The following is a 19945-nucleotide window of genomic DNA, read 5'->3' as shown; positions in this document are numbered from 1 at the left end:
AGGCAGCTTGTCCGTGATAAACGGCTTGCGATAACAATAATGGAGAAAGCAAAGTGAAGCTTAAAATACTAACTTGTACTATTGCTGCCGCCCTTTATGGTGCTGGTGCTATGCAGGCTGCTGCTAGCATAGGCGATGTACATCAACTTAAAGGTTTGCAGTTAACACCAGAACAAATTGCAAAGTTAAATGCCCCCCAAGCCGAGATCGATGATTCGGCACAAGGGGTTGGACTCAACCTTCAAATTACACCTCAAGCTAACAAATTCGAATATGAGGAAGGTTTGACCGGTGAGCAGATCTACATCGTTCGCTTAAACCAAAAACCACTGGCACAAGTGAGTACGGAATTGTTTGCTAGCAGCAACGCCAGCAAAACCGTTGCGAAATCGTCAAGCCAAAAATTATTCGTTGCCGGACAACCCGCAAGTAGTGCAGTAAAGAACTACCGTAGCCGTTTACTCGATAGTCAAAGACAAGTGATTGCCGATATTCAATCGACCGTCGGTGCGCGCCAAGTTCGCCAACAATTTACCAATGCGGTGAACGGTTTCTCGATGGCGATGACACAGGAAGAGGCGCAGCGTGTGTCTCAATTAGCCAATGTATCTTCGGTACGTCGCTCGAAAAACTATGAGCTATTCTCGGATGCGGGCCCTGAGCTTATCCAAGCCGATAAGATTTGGTCGGGTGAAGCGACAGAGGCCGTGCCTTACAAAGGTGAGGGGATTATTGTTGGTATCGTCGATACCGGGATTAACTCAGATCACCGCTCATTTGCCGCTGTCGGTGAAGATGGCTATAAGCACAGCAACCCTTGGGGTGCCGGTAACTACGTAGGTGACTGTACCAAGAGCGGTTTCGAAACCATGTGTAACGACAAGTTAATTGGCGTTCGCTCATACCCAGTTATTACCGATAACTTTACCAGCGGTGTTTATGGTGCGACTCGCCCTGCCGTGGGTGAAGACTATCAAGGCCACGGTTCACACGTTGCTTCTACCGCAGCGGGTAACGTGCTGCTGGATGTCGATTATGTTAGCCCAGAAGGTGGCAAAGCCGTTTCCGATGGCGCTGTAATTAAACCGAATCTGTTCCCACGCATGAGTGGTGTTGCTCCCCATGCGAACATCGTCGCTTACCAAGTGTGTCATCCGGATAACCAGCTGAATGCAGGTTGTCCAGGTGAGGCGCTGATTGCCGGTATTGAAGATGCGATTAACGATGGCGTTGATGTCATCAACTTCTCCATCGGTGGCCAAGATTCAAACCCTTGGGTAGATGATGTGGAATTAGCCTTCTTATCTGCTCGCGAAGCCGGTATTTCTGTCGCAGTGGCGGCGGGTAACTCAGGCCAACCAGCGGGTTATAAAGAATATTTTGGTCTGATTGACCACGCATCACCTTGGTTAATGAACGTAGCGGCCAGCACCCACGCTCGTGAAGTTGAAATCACGACTAAGCTGATTGACCCTATGGGCGGCAGCGAAACGCCAAAATGGAGCGAAATTGTCGGCGGCGCGATCAACGCGGCACCAGTCACGGGTATGGTGGTTAACGCTAAAACCTTTGGTGATGAATACTGTGCTAAACCTTTCCCTGCCGGTACCTTCGACCTGAAAGATGGCGACGGTAATCCAACCGACGTGATTGTGGTTTGCAAGCGTAACAGCTTATCAGACACCGCTGGTATTGCGCGTTCCGTGAAGGCGGACAACATCAAAGCGGGCGGCGCCGATGGCATGATCATGTATAACTATGCGAACGGCGATGCGCTTGTGCCTACGGCTTCTTACTCTATCCCAAGTATCCATATTACTAAGGAAGAATGGGACGGTCGTTATGATAACGGCATGGCGGGTTATGGCTTAAGTGATTGGCTGGCAAAAGGTAACTACCACATGCTGACCATTTCTGGCACGACCATCGAACGCACTATCGACCCAGAGCGTGCAGATTGGTTAGCGGCATTCTCCTCTCGTGGCCCAAGCCCATCGACGCCTGAAGCTTTAATCCCTGCGGTTGCGGCGCCTGGCGTGAACATCTATGCGGCCTTTGCCGATGAACATCCATTTAGTGGTTCACCTGCATCGGGTGACTTTGCCTTCTTAAGCGGGACTTCAATGGCATCGCCGCATGTGGCGGGTTCGATGGCCTTGTTACGCCAAGCTCAGCCAAGCTGGAGCGCGACTGAAATCCAATCGGCATTGGCGATGACGGCTGAAAACAAAGTGCAATACTATCGCTTGGATGACAAGAATGGTGATGTGGCTTTAGCCTCAACTTACCGTGCGGGTACTGGCCGCATCAACGTGGCCAATGCGGTGAATGCGGGCTTTGTGATGGATGAAACCGTAGAGCGCTTTAAAGCGGCGGATCCACACAATGGTGGCGCTGTTCATAAGCTGAACATCCCACAATTAGTGAACTTCGAATGTAAGCCTAAGTGTCAATGGATCCGTACCATTAAGGCGACTAAAGACGGTACTTGGAGTGTCACTAACGGTGATGTGATCAACTGGAGCGTGGATTCACGTTCACAGTTAGTCCAAAACGGTGTGTCTATTAAGGTGTCACCAAGCGAGTTTACCTTAGCGGCGGGCGAGACCATGGATATCGTGGTTGAAGCATCAATCATGGATACCCAAGATTGGTTTAGTAACGCCGAAGTTGAGCTGCATTCAAACCTGATCTTCACCGAAGCGAGCGGCAAAGCCTCAGAGGCGCACTGGCCTGTGGTCTTTAAATACGACAAAAACGGCATGCCAGGACGTTTAAGCGCAGTGGCTCATCGTAATGATGCCAATGCTGTGATCAAAGGTATCGATTTACCTGAGGGCGACAACATCCATGGCCGTATTTTCAGTCCAGTGAAAGCAGATGTGAAAACCGTGGTGCTGCCAAAGGATGACGATGGTAACTTCCCTTGGGCAAGCAATACCGATTTAACGATCCCGATGGATCTGCGTATTGACGAAGCCACCCATGTGGAACTGATTGATGTACCAGCGAATGCGCGCCGTTTAATCGTTGAATCCTTCGGTACGACTCAGTCAGATCTCAGCGCGACTTTAGATAAAGGTAACCTGATCGTTTACGTCGGTAAGGACTATAACGGTAACGGTAAGGCCGATCCTTTCGAAGAGTTGCTTTGCGTGTCTAACCACATCCAATACAACAACTTCTGTAACATTAACCAACCAGAAGAAGGTCAGTATTGGGCGTTGTTCTACAACCCAAGAAAAGGCTCAGCGGCGAACAACTATCACAATGCACTGGAAGAAACCTTCCAATATGCGACGACAGTTGTAATGGACCAAGTTGCCAGCGATATGAGTGTTGAAGTACCTGCGAGCAATGGTCGCGATCCTGTTGATATTAAAGTCAATTGGGATATGCCAGAGATGAAAGAAGGTGACGTGTATTACTCGTTACTGGACTTTGGAACCTCAGAGGTGAACGCGGGTAACATTGGTAAAGTCGCCTTTAAACTCGAGCGCGGCATCGATGATGTGCACTTAGACGCCACCCAAACGGCGGCGGTAGCGGGTGACCAGATTCCATTTACCTTCGAGGTACAACCTAACGATACCGGTGTTGACCGTGCATTTAGCATAGTTGCGAACATTCCGGCTGGATTAAGCCTGCGCCCTGAAGATGTACTGACTTCTTCGAGCGCCATCGTTAAGGATGTGAAACTGGAAAATGGCAAGCTGACTATCAGTGGTATTCAACCCGATACCCGCGATCTTGAGCCACGTTACAACGTCACCACTAACATTGATGACGCTATGTGCCGTACGCCAAACTTTGGTAACAAGAAACCGGGCGGTTATGTAAACTTAGAAGAGTTTGCTATCTACCCCATCTTCAGTGGTTTTGCGCCAGTTGAGTATGGTTCTAATGGTAAAGCGTTGAGCGGTAAGGATAATAACATCCTATATCGCAACGGTATTACCTTACCGATTAGCACTGTGTTTGGTGGTACTTATGATCGTTTCCACCTGTATAACAACCAAGACCAAATCAACATCTATAAACAAAACTCACTGGATATTCGTGGCCACGGTATTGTGTCCCTATTCCAAGGGCAGCCATTCTTCTATCCGTACCATGACATCTTCCCGTACAACAGCTTCCCATACGCTGCTATCGGTATGTTGTGGCGTGGATTTGGCCTAGGTGCCGGTGCGACTCAAGATATTCTGAGTGCGCCATTGGTTAATACATCAACTGAACGTGCGGGTATCTCTATCGCGAGTACTCAAACCGGTTGGGGTATCTTGGAATACGATAATGCTCGTTCTTACAAGCCATTAGGATACGATGCAAACCGTGTTTACCAGTGGGAAGAGAAGGACGATAGATTCGACTTCGAGCTTATCTTCAACGTGAACACCCGCTTCGGTGACGGTGAGTACGAGATGATGATGGCCTACGACAATATCAACTTTGGTTCACAAGATGGTCGTGGTTCTATCGGTCTGCAAGGCTTCCAAGGCGGTCTATATGCCTATGGCCCACTGCAGAAATACCTCGGTGAGCAATACGCCTTCGATAACCTGAAGGACAAAGTCAGCAATGGTCTCGTGATTTGTTACGACTACGTTGGCCCAGAGTCATCACAATTTGAAGTGACGGCTTGGACGACAGTTAAAAACACCGCAGCTGGCCAAGTGTTGACGGTTGATGCGGTTAGCCAAGTCGATGGTATGGCTGATATCAATATGAGCCACAGTGTAACTGTGCCATCTAACATCAGCATTGGTGCGATTGCCGACCAAACTATCGCGGAAAACACGAGCTTAGAAGGTCTGAAGGTTGTGTTTGCCGACGAGCAAAACAGCGTGAACAAGATCACCGTAACGGGTGAGCACATCAGCGCTGTAGTGAATGGCAACACTTCAGGTTCAAGCATCACTATTACACCAGAAGCTAACTTCCACGGCGACGTAGAAGTCACAGTGACTGTGAGTGATGTGGAAAACCCAACCGATGCAGCGAGCACCAGCTTTATGCTGACCGTTGAATCCGATGGTGTTGAACCGACTGCGCCTGTAACACCGACAACACCAGAAACACCGTCTGAAGAAAGCAGCGGTGGTGCATTAGGTGGTTTATCTATGCTACTGGCTCTCGGGGCATTGATCAGAAGAAAAACTCACTAATCATGGGTTTGACTTCCTAGTCAATTGATATTTATCCTGAATTTAGGATGCCGGCAAATGGATTTTGCCGGCTTTTTTGTTTTGTGATTCTATTCGAAACGACAGTGTGATGGTTCAATCCATACCTACTCTGGTTTGTTGTATTTCGGTTTCTTCTCTCTGCTTACCATCCTGATATATCTCATTACTTCATTGTTTTTGATACAAAAAATAACAATTAAAACAATGTCTAAAATTTTGGCTTAGTGTGATTCTCTAATTCTTCGTTTGTAATCGATATGTTTTGTTTTTATTTGATGTTTTTCAAAGATAAATACTGAGTCACTATTGTTTGTTTGCCAAAAGTTTCCTATTTAGCCTTGTTTTTTGTGTACAAAATGTTACGTCAAAGTGCTGAGTGTTTTAATTCGTTGGTGTTTAGATTAGGGCGCCACCAGGCAGTTAGGTCGTGTGATAAATGACCAACTACAACAATAACGGAGAAGCAAAGTGAAGCTGAAGTTAATAACTTACACTGTTGCTGCCGCCCTTTATGGTGCTGGTGCTATGCAGGCTGCTGCAAGCATTGGCGATGTACATAAGAACCAAGTACAAAAAATTAAAGGTTTGCAGTTAACATCTGACCAGATCAACCAATTAAATGCCGAGCAAGCCAAAGCGCAAGTGGGTGAGCAAGGTGTGGGTGTCAATATCCAAATCAATCCTCAAGCGAACAAGTTTCAGTATGAGGAAGGTTTGACTGGTGAACAGGTCTATATCGTTCGATTAAACCAAAAACCTTTGGCGCAGGTAAGTGCTGAGCTTTTAGGCACTGATAACGCTTCAGCAAGAACGGCAAAAGCCTCAAAATTATATGTTGATGGTCAGCCTGCAAACCGCGCAGTACAAAAATACCGTGCGCAATTGTTATCTAATCAAAAGCAAGTGCTGGCTGATATTCAGTCACATGTAGGTGCGCGTCAGGCGCGTCAACAGTTTACCAACGCAGTAAACGGTTTCTCTATTGCCATGACACAGGAAGAAGCACAGCGTGTTGCTGACCTTCCTAATGTTGCCTCCGTTCGCCTGTCAAAAACCTATGAATTACAGTCAGATGCTGGCCCTCAGCTGATTCAGGCTGATAAGATTTGGACTGGAACTGCAACCCCAGACGGCCTGCCTTACAAAGGTGAAGGCGTTATTATGGGGATTATCGATACCGGTATTAACACGGATCACAGATCATTCGCGGCAATCGGTGAAGATGGTTACAAACATGACAACCCTTGGGGCGCTGGAAACTACGTTGGTGACTGTACCAAAGTGGGTTTCGAAACCCTGTGTAACGATAAGTTGATTGGTGTGCGTTCATATCCTGTGATCACTGATAACTTTACCAACGGTAATTTCGGTGTAACCCGTCCTGCAGTGGGTGAGGATTATCAAGGTCACGGTTCACACGTAGCTTCTACTGCTGCCGGTAACGTACTGTTAAACGTTGATTATCTTGCTGGTGTTAGTGACACCGAAGCCTCCGATGGTCGAGTGATCAAAGCGGGGTTATTCCCAAGCATTAGTGGTGTTGCACCACACGCGAACATTGTTTCTTACCAAGTTTGTTACCCAGACAACCATATAGGTGCAGGCTGTCCTGGCGAAGCGCTAGTAGCGGGAATTGAAGATGCCATTAAAGATGGCGTGGACGTCATCAACTTCTCTATCGGTGGTCAAGAGTCGAATCCTTGGGCGAGCGATGTTGAGCTGGCCTTCCTTGCTGCCCGTGAAGCCGGTATCTCTGTTGCCGTTGCGGCGGGTAACTCTGGTCAATATGGTGGTGCAGCCGAATACTTCGGCGCAATTGACCACGCTTCTCCGTGGTTATTGAATGTTGCGGCAACGACCCATGATCGCGTAATTGATATCACCACTAAACTGGTTGACCCTGTTGGTGGTTTAACCACTCCAACGTGGAGTGAAATCAGCGGCGGCGTGATCAACAAAGAATCGGTGACTGGCCGTGTGGTAATGGCAAGAAACTACAGTGACGAATACTGTGCTAACCCATTCCCTGCAGGCACTTTCGACTTGACTGATGCCGATGGCAATCCTGTCGATGTGATTGTGGCCTGTCGTCGTAACGACACAAAAAGCACCACAGGTATTGCCCGTAGCGTGAAAGCCGACAACGTGAAAGCTGGTGGTGCAGACGGTATGATTCTGTACAACTACGCAGCGGGTGAAGCGATTGTTCCTGCGGTATCTTACTCAGTGCCTTCAATTCATATCACCCAAGAAAACTGGGGTACGTCCAGCGGCAGCGGTCTATATGGCTGGTTGAACAAAGGCACGGGCCATACCCTGACGATCACCGAGACTGAAATCGAGCGTAATCTCAACCCTGAAAAAGCCGATTGGTTAGCGGCATTCTCATCACGCGGCCCAAGTACTTCGACGCCAGAAGCCTTGATCCCTGCGGTCGCAGCCCCTGGTGTGGATATTTTTGCCGCCTATGCCGACGAGCATCCGTTTGATACCACTTCTCCATCAAGCGACTTTGCTATGATCAGTGGTACTTCTATGGCGTCGCCACACGTGGCAGGTGCTTTGGCATTGCTCCGTCAAGCGAATAAGGATTGGACTGCAACAGAAGTGCAATCTGCTCTGGCGATGACAGCGGAAAATAAAGTTCAATACCGCCGTCTGAACGCTGCAACAGGTGATGTTGAACTTGCTTCAACCTACCGCGCCGGTACTGGCCGTATTAACGTGAAAAATGCCGTTAATGCTGGCTTTGTGATGGATGAAACCATTGATAACTTCAAAGCGGCCGATCCTAACAATGGCGGTGTAGTACATAAGCTAAACATTCCACAGTTAGTGAGCTTTGAATGTAAGCCTAAGTGTCAATGGATCCGTACCATTCGTGCAACGAAAGATGGCACTTGGAGCGTGACTAACGGTGATGTGATCAACTGGCACATGGATTCACAGAGTCAAGCTGTGCAAAATGGGGTTACCATCAAGGCTTATCCAAGCGAGTTTACGCTGAAGGCCGGTGAAACCATGGATATCGTGGTTGAAGCGTCAATCATGGATACCCAAGATCCGTTCAGTAATGCTGAGGTTGAGCTGCACTCAAACTTAATCTTCACTGAAATTAGCAATAATGCGTCAGAAGCCCATTGGCCAATCGTCTTTAAGTACGACAACAATGATATGCCATCTAGCCTGCAAACTACGGCACATCGCAATAACGCCAGTGCAGTGATTAAAGGTATTAATTTACCTGAAGGTGATAGCATTCATGGTCGTATTTTCGAGCCTGTAAAAGCAGAAGTGAAAACCGCAACTCTGCCAAAGGATGATGAAAACACCTACCCATGGAATCTCAATCCGGATCCTAGCGCAGATATCACAAAGCGCGTAGACGAAGCGACCCATGTTGAAATGATCGATGTGCCAGCGGGTAGCCGTCGTCTGATTGTTGAAACTTTAGGTGGGGTAGATTCTCCATTTAATGGCGAATGGGATAAGGGTAATATCCTTATTTACGTAGGTAAGGACTATAACGGTAACGGTCTCGCCGACCCATTAGAAGAAACTCTATGCGTGTCTAACGACGGTGTATATAACAACTTCTGTAATATTAATGAGCCAGATGAAGGCACCTATTGGGCTATTTTCTATAACCCAAGAAAAGGCAGTTCTTCTAATAACTATAACGCAGGCGTAATGGAAACCTTCCAATATGCCGCAACGGTAGTGAGTGACCAAGTTGCCAGTAATATGGGCGTTGAAGTCCCTGCCAGCAATGGCACTGATGCTGTAGATATCAACGTAAACTGGAATATCCCAGAGATGGCTGCGGGTGATGTGTATTACTCCTTAGTTGACTTTGGTACTTCTGCTGTTAACGCGGGTAACATTGGTAAGGTGGCCTTTAAACTGAACCGTGGTGTGGATGATGTGAATTTAGACACTACCCAGACTAAGGCGTTAATTGGTCAACAATTACCATTTACTTTCCAAGTTCAAGCGAACGAGTCTGGTGCAGATCGTGCATTTAGTATCGAAGCTACCATTCCAGAAGGGCTAAGCCTGAAAGCGGAAGATGTGTATAGCTCTTCAAGTGCGATTGTTAAAGATATTAAGCTTGAAGGTAAAAAGCTGACCATCAGCGGTGTTCAGCCTAATACTTTAGGTGACTACGCTCACTACAAGATCACGACTAACGAAACTGATCCACTATGCCGTACGCCAAACTTTGGTAACAGCAACCCAGGTGGTTACGTAGACTTAGAAGAGTTCGGTATTTATCCAACAATGAGTGGTTTCCAGCCTACAGTCATTAATCCTGCAACCGGTAAGGCAACAACTGGTAGCAATAATATGATCAACTATCAAACAGGTGTGAAATTGCCAATCAGCACCTTGTTTGGTGGGGAATATACGGGTTATCACCTGTATAACAACGCAGAAACCATGAACATTTGGAATAACAATAGTCTGCAAATTTTGGGTACGGGTATTATCAACCTCTATGAGAGTGAGAAGATATTCTTCCCTTGGCATGATGTCTTTCCGTATAACAATGCTCCATGGGCAAGTATTGGTGTGTTGTGGCGTGGATACGACTATAGGGGAACCGTTCAAGATCTACTGAGTGTGCCTTTAGTGCTGACCAGCAGTGAAATTGCTGGTATCACCATGGGTAGTACCTCTTCAGGCTGGGGTATTATTGAGTACGATAATGCGCGTTCTTACAAGCAGTTGGATCGAGATTCTCAAGCTGTTTGGCAGTGGGAAGAGCGTGACGATAGATTCGACTTCGAGCTGCTGTTCAACGTTAACACTCGCTTTGGCGACGGTGAATACGAACTGATCATGGCCTACGATAATATCGACTATGGTAGCCAAAATGATCGCGGTTCTATCGGTCTACAGGGCTTCAAAGGTGCTGTCTCTAGACTAGGCCCTGCGGGCGGTTACAAAGGTGAGCAATACGCTTGGAATGGTCTTAAGGATAAGATCCACAACGGTTTAGTAGTGTGTTACGACTACGTTGGCCCTGAGTCATCTCAATTTGAAGTGACGGCTTGGACTAAAGTCACTACAAATGCACCAGGTAAAGCCTTAACTGTGGATGCGGTCAGTCAGATTGATGGTATGGCGAACATCAGCATGTCACGCACAGTCACAGTACCAAGTAACATCACTGTGGCTCGCATTGCTAACCAAACGATTGCTGAAAACACTCGCTTAGAAGGCTTGAAAGTCATTTATGCCGACGAGCAAAACAGCGTAAACAAGATCACCGTAACGGGTGAGCACATCAGCGCTGTGGTGAATGGCGACACTTCAGGTTCAAGTATCACGATTACACCAGAAGCTAACTTCCACGGCGATGTAGAAATTACAGTGACTGTGAGTGATGTGGAAAACCTAACAGATGCAGCGAGCACTAGCTTTATGCTGACCGTTGAATCCGATGGTGTTGAACCGACTACGCCACCTGTGACTCCTGACCCAGACACCAATAAGGATAGTGGTGGTGCTTTAGGTGGTTTATCTATGCTACTGGCTCTCGGGGCATTGAGCAGAAGAAGAAAAACTCACTAATCATGGGGTTAACTTCCTAGTCAATTGATATTTATCCTGAATTTAGGATGCCGGCAAATGGATTTTGCCGGCTTTTTTGTTTCTATGGCGTAGATCTCTTTCGCTGTAACAGTATTTCCTTTTCATCAAATTGTCTTTTTAATGGCATAATCTCGCTTACTTTATGCATCGAAAGGCAAAGCATATGCTGCAGATATTCTTACGTTTTTTAACCCTTGGGCTGATGAGTTTTGGCGGACCTGCGGCGCATATCGGCTATTTTCGACAAACCTTTGTCAACGAACTCGGTTGGCTCGATGATAAACGCTATGCCAGCTTAGTGGCTTTAAGCCAATTTATGCCGGGACCCGGCTCGAGTCAGGTCGGTTTTGCCATTGGTTACCATAGGGGGGGACTGCTCGGCGCCATAGCCGCCTTTGCCGGATTTACCTTACCTTCCTTTGTATTGATGTATCTGCTGGCCGTAACCACAGCTGCTTGGTTAGGTAACGATTATATGCAGGGCATAGTCCATGGCTTAAAGCTGTTGGCTGTGGTCGTGGTTGCGGACGCTGTGCTGGCGATGTTCAGCCAGTTTTGCCAACGCAAAACCGCGCGCTTATTGATGCTTGGCAGCGCCGCTAGCATACTGATTTTCCCATTCTTGTGGACCCAAATTGCGTTGTTAATCCTTGCCGCGGTTTTAGGCTTATCATTCTTGAGTGCAACCGAGAGTGAGTCTCAAAAACCTGAACCCATTCGTTTGAACTACCTGAGCTTAGGCATATTTATCGCCTTGTTTGTGGGGAGCTTTTTTGCTTTAGAACTTGGTGTTGAAGCTGGGAGCTTTGGTGAGTTTTATCGCGCTGGCAGCTTAGTCTTCGGTGGCGGTCATGTGGTGCTGCCGTTGCTTGAGACTGCGGTCGGCGATTCTCTGAGTAGCGATCGCTTCCTCACTGGCTATGCCTTTGCCCAAGCCGTGCCTGGGCCTATGTTCACCTTTGCGACCTTCCTTGGCGCCGAAATGATACTTGAGAATCCCTTTGTCGGCGCGGCTATCGCAACTCTAGCTATCTTCTTGCCGGGATTTTTATTGATGCTGGTGGGCTTAAAGAGTTGGCATGCAATTGCCGCCAGACCCAAGATTGCCGGCATGCTTGCCGGTGTCAACGCCTGTGTGGTGGGATTACTTGCGGCGGCGCTATACCAACCCGTGTTTACTCAAGGGGTGTTATCTGGTGTAGATATGGCCATAGTCTTGCTCGGTTTTGGTGCGCTAAAGCTCTTCAAACCGCAGATGCTGCTATTGGTTTTAGGCTTTAGCCTGTGTGGTATCGGATTGATATTACTTGGTTAAGCGAATGACTTCCTAAAGTTGGCGCCTGAAATTAATACGATATTTGTTAAGTTAAACGCAAAGATGTTGCACTGTTTTGGCTATACTTCAAAAATATAAAAAAATATAAGCTCGATCACCCTGGAGTAAGCAAGCATGTCGAATTTAAGCCTGCGTAATAAACTACTGCTGTTGTCTTTGTTCCCCCTAATCTTGACCTTATTAGTGCTGATGACCGTTTCTTACTACGTCGAGCAGGAATCTCTCGCGGAAGAAGTGGTGACCTTTAGAACTAAATTGGTGGGCGAACGTAAACAACAAATCAAAGAAGCGACCGAAATTGCTGCAGGGATTGTGCAATATCAACTGTCATTGAAAGACCAAGGCAATGTGAACCAAGCTCTGCGTGATATTCGTTTTGGCAGCGCGGGTTATTTTTTTATTTATGATTCCCAAGGCAAAAACATTTTCCACGCCTTAATGCCTAATCTTGAAGGGCAAAACAAAATCGATATGACCGACCCTCGCGGTACTAAGATCATCGTTGGTTTGCTGGATGCGGCCAAACGTGGCGACGGTAATTTTTCCTATTACTATCAAAAACCCAATACTAACGAGCAAATCGAGAAGATTAGCTATGTGATGATGGTTCCAGGTACTGACTGGATGCTAGGTACAGGGGCTTATATCGACGATATCGAAGCCGTAGTCGAGGATTACCGCCAAACCGTGACCGAACAAATGGCCGATAAGTCCTTCATGATCTTATTAATTGCCTTAGTGCTGACGGGGATCACGGCCTTTATCATCATGGTCGCCGCCCATCGTATGGTGGTGCCGATTAAGAATATGGCGGACAGTCTGAATGATATCGCTAAGGGTGAAGGTGACTTAACCAAACGCTTAAGCGTGAAGGGCGAGGATGAAATTGCTCAGTTAGGTCAAGCCTTTAACTTGTTCGTCGATAAGCTGCAAACCATTATCGGCGATGTGGCAAACGCCACGGCTAAGGTGAAATCCGCCGCCAATGCGATTCACGACCAAACCAAAGTGATGTCGAGCCAGCTGCTGAGCCACAATAACGAGACAGACCAAGTGGTGACGGCCATTACCGAGATGTCGTCCACCGCGAGTGAAGTGGCACAAAATACCACCCAAGTGGCCGAGGCGACTCAAGCTGCGACGGGTGATGTGGCCAATGCCCAGCGCTGTGTCGATGCCTCGCTCGAAGAGATTGCCGGACTTATGTCGCAAATCAATAATGCTGCGGGCAGTATTAAATCCTTAAGTGAGCAATCGCAAAAGATTAACAGTGTGTTGTCTGTGATTGGCGGTATTGCCGAGCAAACTAACCTGCTGGCCCTTAACGCGGCGATTGAAGCGGCTCGCGCCGGTGAGCAAGGGCGAGGCTTTGCCGTAGTGGCCGATGAAGTGCGTAATCTTGCCAGCCGTACTCAGGCAAGTACCTTAGAAATCAACGAAATGCTCTCTGAGCTGCATAAGTTAGTCTCGGTCGCAGTTAAAACCATGGACGAGAGCCAGCAGAGCTGCGTGCGCTCGGTGGATTCTTCCCGCGCTATTTCCGAGAGCTTAGGCTCTGTGACATCGGCGGTGACCGCGATTAATGATATGAGTACTCAAATTGCGACAGCGGCGACCGAGCAAAGCTCTGTGACCGAGGAAATCAACCGTAACGTTTATGCCATCCAAGAGATCGTTAACGAGCTACTGCATTCCAGTGAAGATGCGGCCAAGGTGAGTCAAACCGTGTCTCAGGAAGGGATTAACCTCGGTAAATTGGTGGGGCAGTTTAAGATTTAACTCATCTACTTAAACAAGTTAATTAAATTCGCGAATAAAAACGGGAGACATTGTCTCCCGTTTTTTATATCCAGCGATGGGTCTATCCCTTGCGGGGCTAGCTGCGTAAGCCTTAAGCTGGTTCACTCTCGTTTGCTGTCACCTTTTCCGCCCTGACCGCACAGACCTTATATTCGGGAATATAAGCCACAGGATCTAAGGCATTGATGGTGAGTTTATTCGCTGCGGCCTCCACAAAATGGAATGGCAGGAACAGCACACCCGCTTGGGCGCGTTTAGTCACAAAGGCATCGATCTCAATCTCTCCGCGACGGGTAGTGAGGCGAAGTTTATCGCCATTGTTTATCCCCAGTTGCTCCGCATCATAAACCGAAATCATCACCTTAGGCGCGCCGAGTAAATCCAGTCCTGGTGTTTTACGGGTGAGTGTGCCCGTGTGGAACTGCTCCAACAGCCGCCCCGTTGAGAGCGTTAGCGGATACTCGTTGCAGGGCATCTCGGCGGGAAGGCGATAACTGACAGGCGTAAATAAGCCTAAGCCTCGAGTGAATTGGCTCTGGTGCATAATCGGTGTTCCTGGATGGGTTTCATCTGGACAGGGCCATTGAATCCCTTGGGAGATTTGACCCTCTGCATTGGCACTTAATCTGTCCCAACGAATGCCGCGATACTGCGGAGTAAGTTCGTTGATTTCGCGCCAGATGGCCTCTTCGTTGGCATAGTCCCAGCATGCGCCCATGGCGTTAGCGACGGCTTGCACTATCTGCCAATCGGGCAAGGCTTCACCCGGTGAGGCGAGTGCCTGCTCGAGCCGCTGTACACGACGCTCGGTATTGGTAAAGTGACCGCGTTTTTCCACAAATGCGGCGGCGGGCAAGACCACATGGGCAAGCTCGGCCGTCTCGGTTAAAAAGATATCCTGCACCACCAGAAACTCGATTTGGCTCAATGCATTAAGCACATGGGCTTGGTCGGGGTCGCTCAGTACGGGATTCTCGCCCATCACATACAAGGCTTTAATTTTGCCCTTGGCAATATCGTGCATCATATGGGTTGCGGTGACGCCAATTTCCCCGGATAACGGCGTTTGCCAATGGTTTTCGAAGCGTATTCTGGCATGAAGATCCGTGACCTTTTGGTAACCGGTAAAATAGTTGGGTAGGGCGCCCATATCGCAGGCACCTTGGACATTGCTCTGGCCGCGAAGTGGGTTAATGCCCGCGCCTGATACACCAATATTGCCGCAAAGTAGCTGTAAATTAGAGATGGCGGTGACGTTATCGTGCCCCGTTGTATGCTGAGTGATGCCCATGGCGTAGTAAACCGCGGTCTTTTCGGCTGTGCCTATGGTCCGCGCGAGGCGGGCAATGTCTTCGGCTTTTACGCCCGTGATAAGCGCTGCATTTTCGAGGGAGTAATCCTCCTTGGCTAACTCTGCATAGAGGGCCACAATGCCTTCGGTGCGCTCGGCAATATAGGCTTTATCCTGCCAATCGTGGCGAATAATTTCCGCCATAATGGCGTTGAGTAGCATCACATCCGTGCCCGGCCTATGGGCAACATACAGCTCGGCCTTTTCGGCAATGCCAACCCGCTTTGGATCGGCGACCAGTAAACGCGCGCCGTGCTGCATCACCGCCTGCTGGATTTTTGAGGCGATAATCGGATGGGCGCAGGTGGTATCCGAACCTAAAATAAAGATGACGTCCGAGTCCTTAATGCTCGGAATATCATTAGTCATGGCGCCGCTACCAATACTCTGTTGCAAGCCTGTTACCGTCGATGAATGGCAGAGGCGGGCGCAGTGATCGATATTGTTGGTGCCAAGAACGCTGCGGACAAACTTTTGCAGCACAAAGTTATCTTCGTTGGTGGCCTTGGCCGAGGCGAGACTGGCGAGGGCATTGCTGCCATCTTTTTGTTTTATCTCGGTTAAGCGTTTTGCCACATAGGCGATGGCTTCGGGCCAGCTACTCGGTTGTAGCTCGCCGTTTTTACGGATCAGTGGCGTAGTGAGGCGTTTGTCGCTGTGAATAAAATCGAAGCCAAAACGTCCCTTAACGCACAGCATGCCTTGGTTAACGACCGAGTCCTTATTGCCTTCGATATGGCGAATGCGATTGGCGTTGGGGTCGATTTTAAGATCTAGACGACAGCCCACGCCGCAGTAAGTACAAATCGTCGAGGCGGTTTTTAACTCTGTGCTATCGCCTTGGCGTTTATCTCGGGCATCGACCAGTGCACCCGTCGGACAAACCTGTACACAGTTACCACATTGCACGCAGTGGCTATCGGCCATGCTTGCACTAAAGCCGACTCTGGGGGCTCTTCGTTCTTCAGTAGAACTGATGCTCTGTGGCAGTGCTTGGTAGGAGTCATTCGCAAATTGAATCGCGCAGTGGCCACTCTGCTGCTGACACACATCGACGCACTTACCGCAGCTAATACAGCGGTTGGCATCGAATTGAATAAAGGGCGCACTCTTATCCACACTGAAATGCCGTGCATTTTCAGTGGCTAAGCTTTTGGCCTCGACACCGTAATCCGTGGCGTAATCCCTCAGCTTACAGTCGGTATTGGCCTGACAGGCGCACTCGAGACAACGTGCCGCCTCTTGCATGGCTGCATCGGCGGGAAAACCTAGCTCAACTTCACTGTAATTCAGCAGCCGTTGCAGCGCCGTGAGTTCGGGCATCTTCAGGCGGGGCTGACGCGGCGTATGGGGATAAAGCGTTGACCCTGCTTTTGAGCTTGTTTCGGTTTGCTTAAGGGTACTTGGAATGAGGGCGCTGGGAATGGTTTTGACCGAGTTAAACTCATGGGCATGTAAATCGCAGCTAAGGCCTATTTTTAGCATCTTATCAATAGCGATTGCCGCTTTGCGGCCATCGCCAATCGCGGCTACGGCGGTCGCGGGGCCACGGCGGGCATCGCCCATCACAAACAGTTTTTCGACTCCCGATGACATGGTTTGCTCACAACCAATTAGCGTGTTCCAGCGGCTCAGCGCCAGTTCACCCTGGCTGAGTTGCCCCATAGGATCCTGCATAAAACTCAGATCCGGCGCTTGGGATACGGCGGCGATAACGGTATCGAAGGCCTCGGTAAAGGTTTCTCCTGTGTCTACTGGCGCGCGTCTGCCCGAGGTATCGGCTTCACCGAGCGCCATTTTGCTGAAGGTGACAGCTTCTACCTGTCCATTGGCATCGCCATGATTTTCAATGGGATTGGTTAAAAAATGAAATTTTACGCCTTCGACTTCGGCCTCGTGTACTTCGTAGGCTTCGGCGGGCATTTCGGCGCGGGTACGGCGGTAGATTAAGGTGACATCGCAACCTTCACGCACCGCGGTGCGGGCGCAGTCGATGGCGGTGTTGCCGCCGCCAATCACGGCGACTTTTTTTCCCAACTTCAATTGTTTGTCGAGGCAATGGTCCTTAAGAAAATCCACCCCAAGGTAACAGCCCGCAAGCGCTGAGCCTTTGTAGTTCATCGGTACCGCTTTTTGGGCGCCGATGGCGAGGCACACAGCGTCGAAATCGGCGACCAGCTGGGCTAAGTGAATTTCATGGCCGAGGCGAGTATCGGTATGAATGGTTAACCCATTACGGCACAGCAGCTCGATTTCTTTATCGAGAATCGCCTTAGGTAAACGGTATTCGGGGATCCCGTAGCGCAGCCAGCCACCCGCCTTGGGCATGGCTTCAAATATCTCAACATTATGCCCTTGGTTTGACAGGTAATAACCCGCGCTTAAGCCCGCTGGGCCCGCGCCAATAATGGCAATTTTCTTACCTGTGTCTGCAAGGCGTGGTGGTTGATAACTGCCACCTTGTTCATCGTCGGCCAAGTCTAAATCGGCGGCGTGGCGCTTAAGTTGACGAATGGCAATGGGGTCATCAACGAGGCCGCGGCGGCATTCGCTCTCGCAAAACGCGGGGCAGACTCGGCCAATCGACAGCGGCAGCGGCAGGGTGTCTTTAATGACTTTAATGGCTTGGGTATGGTCGCCTTGGGTAATGTGGTACAGGTAACTTTGCACATCGACGCCCGCGGGGCAGGCTTGCTGGCAGGGAGCCTCACAATCGGCAAAGTGGTCACTTAAAATCGTGCTCAATGCGGCTTGGCGCTGTTTGGTCAAATATGCCGATTGGGTGATGACTTTTAAGCCCGCTTCGGCGGGCGTTTCACAGGCTTTAACACAGCGCAGGCTGGCATCGATGTTTTCAATTTGCACTAGGCAGAGGTTGCAGTCCTGTTTATCGGCATGGGGAGCCGTGCCCAATTGCCGTGTGGCGTCCGTTGGATCGCACAGGCTCGGAATGGCTATGCCCGCCTTACGGGCCGCCTGTAATAGGTTATCGTTCGGCTCGGCCGTGACGCTGTGATTGTCGATGTTAAGTTCTATCATCCCAAGGCCTTTTATATTTGTAGGGTGCTTGCTGCATTGGCGTAAAGCGGCAGGCTTAAGGTGGGTTTGAGTATAACTAGAGCGCTTTAGAAGACGCTTATGGGCGGGGGAAGTTTGACGCTAAATTGCCGTTGTCATCACAAACCTGTAGCAGACTGTGCGCTGATGAAGGTTTGCTGGTGGAAAGTTGTGATTTGCTTGGTCTTTTATATTTGATTTATCTGTATCTAGCTTAATCCTTTGAGGTTTTTAGTGATTATCACTGTTTTGTTTGCTCAAATTTATGTTTGATCGAGGCGTTAAACGGGTTATTTCATGTAGGATCACAGTCTTAACTCGGCTTTGTCTGTTAATCTGCTAGCGCCAGCGGTGCTTTTTAGGCTGATAAAATCGCCCTGAAGTGTCAACACGCCCTAGGTTTACAGCCGTTGTTAGGTTAAAATGCGCGGTTGCAAATACTGTTAATCGCCGCCTCCTTTGATGGAAAATCCATTGAAACGGCAAAAATAAAGCGAAGTTGAAAATCCATGTTTGAAGTTAATCCAGTAAAATTCAAAATTAAGGAGCTTGCAGAGCGTACGCAGCTTCTTAGGGGGTATCTTTGACTACGATGCTAAGCATGAGCGTCTAGAAGAAGTCAGCCGTGAACTTGAAAGTTCTGAGGTGTGGAACGAGCCAGAACGTGCTCAAGCCCTAGGTAAAGAGCGTGCAAGCCTCGAAGCCGTTGTCAAAACTATCGATGATATGGACGCAGGTCTTGAAGACGTTGAAGGTCTGCTAGAACTTGCCATCGAAGAAGAAGACGAAGACACCTTCAATGAAACCACCAAAGAGCTGGATTATTTAGAGAGCCGTTTGGCCGAACTCGAATTCCGCCGTATGTTCTCTGGTCAACATGATGCCTCCGATTGTTACTTAGACATTCAATCGGGCAGTGGCGGTACTGAGGCACAAGACTGGGCCAACATGGTACTGCGTATGTACCTGCGTTGGGGCGAAGCCCACGGATTCAGCCCTGAACTGATGGAAGTCACCGACGGTGACGTCGCCGGCATTAAGGGCGCGACCATTAAATTCACCGGTGAGTATGCTTTCGGTTGGTTACGTACCGAGACGGGCGTGCACCGTTTAGTGCGTAAATCGCCATTCGACTCATCGGGCCGACGCCATACTTCTTTCTGCTCGGTATTCGTTTACCCAGAGATTGATGACGATATCACCATCGATATCAATCCTGCTGACTTACGTATCGACGTATACCGCGCCTCGGGTGCGGGTGGTCAGCACGTTAACCGAACCGAATCTGCGGTACGTATTACCCACTTACCGACTAACACGGTAGTGCAGTGCCAGAACGACCGTTCACAGCACAAGAACAAAGATTCGGCGATGAAGCAGTTAAAAGCCAAACTGTTCGAATTAGAAATGCATAAGCAAAATGCGGAAAAGCAAGCCGCCGAAGATGCCAAGTCTGACATCGGTTGGGGCAGCCAGATCCGTTCTTATGTATTGGATGATTCCCGTATTAAAGACTTACGCACTAGCGTGGAGACGCGCAATACCCAAGCGGTACTCGATGGCGATCTGGACAAGTTTATCGAAGCCAGTTTGAAATCAGGGCTGTAATTAATT

6 protein-coding genes are annotated in these 19945 nt (G+C 48.9%); 5 read left to right on the top strand and 1 reads right to left on the bottom strand.

Going from position 1 to position 19945, the window contains the following annotated elements:
• The first annotated feature begins 53 nt into the window (after nucleotides 1–53).
• The 4 genes from K0H59_RS16710 (at nucleotide 54) to K0H59_RS16695 (ending at nucleotide 13902) form a co-directional block, all read left to right on the top strand.
• Nucleotides 54–5168: a S8 family serine peptidase gene (locus K0H59_RS16710; RefSeq protein ID WP_220053759.1), complete on the top strand. Its 5115-nt coding sequence runs from the start codon at nucleotides 54–56 to the stop codon at nucleotides 5166–5168.
• A gap of 489 nt (nucleotides 5169–5657) precedes the next feature.
• Complete coding sequence (locus K0H59_RS16705) at nucleotides 5658–10766, top strand: S8 family serine peptidase (protein WP_220053758.1); 5109 nt, start codon at nucleotides 5658–5660, stop codon at nucleotides 10764–10766.
• A gap of 184 nt (nucleotides 10767–10950) precedes the next feature.
• On the top strand, nucleotides 10951–12102 hold the full coding sequence (chrA, locus tag K0H59_RS16700) for a chromate efflux transporter (RefSeq protein ID WP_220053757.1): 1152 nt from the start codon (nucleotides 10951–10953) through the stop codon (nucleotides 12100–12102).
• Between the two features lie 135 nt (nucleotides 12103–12237).
• The gene (locus K0H59_RS16695; protein ID WP_011718105.1) at nucleotides 12238–13902 is read left to right on the top strand and encodes a methyl-accepting chemotaxis protein; all 1665 of its coding nucleotides are present in this window, start codon (nucleotides 12238–12240) and stop codon (nucleotides 13900–13902) included.
• A 112-nt stretch (nucleotides 13903–14014) separates the two neighbouring features.
• Here the strand turns inward: K0H59_RS16695 and fdhF are convergent, their stop codons facing one another.
• Complete coding sequence (gene fdhF / locus K0H59_RS16690) at nucleotides 14015–18313, bottom strand: formate dehydrogenase subunit alpha (protein ID WP_220053756.1); 4299 nt, start codon at nucleotides 18311–18313, stop codon at nucleotides 14015–14017.
• A gap of 527 nt (nucleotides 18314–18840) precedes the next feature.
• Between fdhF and prfB the strand changes: the two genes are divergently transcribed.
• A protein-coding gene (prfB, locus tag K0H59_RS16685; RefSeq protein ID WP_161629216.1) for a peptide chain release factor 2 occupies nucleotides 18841–19939 on the top strand; the annotation gives its coding sequence in 2 pieces (ribosomal slippage) (nucleotides 18841–18915 and nucleotides 18917–19939; 1098 coding nt in all).
• Nucleotides 19940–19945: the final 6 nt, after the last annotated feature.

The organism is Shewanella sp. FJAT-51649, assembly GCF_019457435.1.
Taxonomy (GTDB): Bacteria; Pseudomonadota; Gammaproteobacteria; order Enterobacterales; family Shewanellaceae; genus Shewanella; species Shewanella mangrovisoli.
The sequence above is the reverse complement of the archived record's forward strand: the minus strand, read 5'-3'. Positions and strand labels throughout refer to the sequence as shown.